Source organism: Agaribacillus sp. DX54 (assembly GCF_056858335.1).
On the sequence record NZ_JBXEQE010000088.1, the window covers coordinates 1 to 1,979 of the forward strand.

Here is a 1,979-nt window from a genome sequence, read left to right on the forward strand (position 1 = left end):
ATATCTCAGGAACTTTTCGACCAGTGGGCCATTCGCTTACCTGAAGAGTCTGATGCTAACCGGTACAGCAGGATCTCCATACTCAGACAGTTCTCAGTCTACTTGCAGATGATTGGATACAACTCATACATTCCCAAACTGCCGAAATACAAATCCACGTTTACACCGCACATCTTCACAAAAGCAGAGATAGCATCCATCTTTCAGGCAAGTGACAAACTTTTCCTCAAAAGGAAGTATATGTACTCCCAGCTATGCGTTATGCCAACATTGCTCCGTATGCTATACAGTACGGGATTACGTATAGGTGAGGCACTGAACCTTAAACACAGAGACGTCAATCTGGATAAGGAGTACCTTGTGCTAAGACATTGCAAGAACGGACAGGATCGTGTAGTGCCCATATCCAAATCGTTGGCGGAAGTTTGCAAGGACTATTATATCTACAAGCAGAAACAACTGATCGACACTGATGCGGGTACCTATTTCTTTACTGCCCTGAACGGAAATAGGTGTCAAACCAATACAATATATGAGCACTTTAGAACTGTGCTCTATAAAGCCAGCATATCCCACGGTGGACGGGGAGTAGGCCCCAGGATGCATGATCTGAGGCATACATTCTGCGTTAAGGCACTTTTGAAAATGTCTGAGGCTGGAATGGACCTTTATTACTCGATGCCGATCCTTTCAACCTACATAGGGCATCAATCGGTAGAGGCTACAAACAAGTATGTACGTATTACCTCAGAGATGTACCCAGATTTGCTCTACAAACTCAATGGTGCTTATAAGTATGTCTTTCCCGAAATCGGGATCGAAGCATCGGACTTTAACTCATTAACCCAAACCATACAAAAATGAAATCCACTGATTTTTCTAAATACCTGACAGGCTATCTGACACAATATTTGCCCAATGAATGCGGCGTCTCGCCCAATACAATACAAACCTATAGCGTCACTTTTACAATAATGCTTAGATATATGAAGGTCGAACAAGGTATAAGCCCAGACAAACTTTGCCTCAAAGACATTACAAAAACGCGGATAATAAATTTTCTCAAATGGCTTGAGACGGATCGTAATTGCAGCGTCTCAACCAGAAATGCCAGGCTTGCAACACTACGCTCCTTTTTTAAATTTATACAATACCATGATATGAAGGGAATGAAGGTATGGCAGGAGGCCCTATCCATTCGATTCAAGAAGTGTGCTCCCCCGCAGATGTCCTATCTTACATCTGATGCCATGAAATCGGTGCTCATGCAGCCTGATATTAGCACCAAGAAAGGAAGACGCGACCTGGCCCTTCTCGGTCTGATGTACGACAGTGCGGCAAGAGTACAGGAAATAGCAGATCTTACACCTTCGGATTTCAGGTTTGAAGGTACCACTACTGTTAGGTTGAAAGGCAAAGGTCGAAAATCCCGAATTGTCCCTTTGTCAGAAAAACAGGTAAGAAATCTTGTGCAGTTTATGCAGGAGAATCATCTCTTCGAACCTTATGCTAGTGTTTATCCATTGTTCAGCAACCCCCATAATAGAAAGCTATCAAGAGCGGCAATACTGGCAATCGTGAAAAAGTATTCTGCCATGGCCCGTTTGAATAATCCCTCGATAATACCGGAAAATATAGGTTGTCACTCCTTTCGTCATTCCAAAGCAATGCACATGCTGGAGGCAGACATCAATCTTATTTATATACGGGACTTCCTGGGACACGCATCAGTGACGACAACTGAGGTCTATGCAAGAACGAGCGCACACAAGAAAATGGAAGCACTTAAAAAAGTAAACCCCTCAATAGTTACTGATAGAAAAACATCGTGGCAAAAAGATGGGGAACTCTTAGATTGGCTTAAAGAGTTACAACAAAAATATTGAGATATTATGTAAAGTCAAACTGAAAGAAATACGCTTTTTATGTTGTTATAAGGCGTATTCTTTACATAATATTTTGGTTTACATAAGCCATGT

The 1,979-nt window shown here is 42.1% G+C and carries 2 protein-coding genes; both read left to right on the forward strand.

Features of this window, described 5'->3' with window-relative positions; genetic code table 11:
* Positions 1-108 precede the first annotated feature (108 nt).
* Positions 109-864, forward strand: a complete 756-nt coding sequence (locus tag AC04NP_RS30410) for a tyrosine-type recombinase/integrase (RefSeq protein ID WP_482863894.1) — start codon at positions 109-111, stop codon at positions 862-864.
* Positions 861-1,886 (forward strand): tyrosine-type recombinase/integrase, encoded by a 1,026-nt coding sequence (locus AC04NP_RS30415; protein ID WP_482863893.1) that lies wholly within the window; start codon positions 861-863, stop codon positions 1,884-1,886. The genes AC04NP_RS30410 and AC04NP_RS30415 overlap by 4 nt, the downstream gene beginning before the upstream one ends.
* Positions 1,887-1,979: the final 93 nt, after the last annotated feature.

What these genes read in the sequence shown, in the direction of transcription:
- AC04NP_RS30410 (WP_482863894.1), top strand. Translation starts at nt 109, where the DNA reads ATGATTGGATACAACTCATACATTCCCAAACTGCCGAAATACAAATCC.
- AC04NP_RS30415 (WP_482863893.1), top strand. Translation starts at nt 861, where the DNA reads ATGAAATCCACTGATTTTTCTAAATACCTGACAGGCTATCTGACACAA.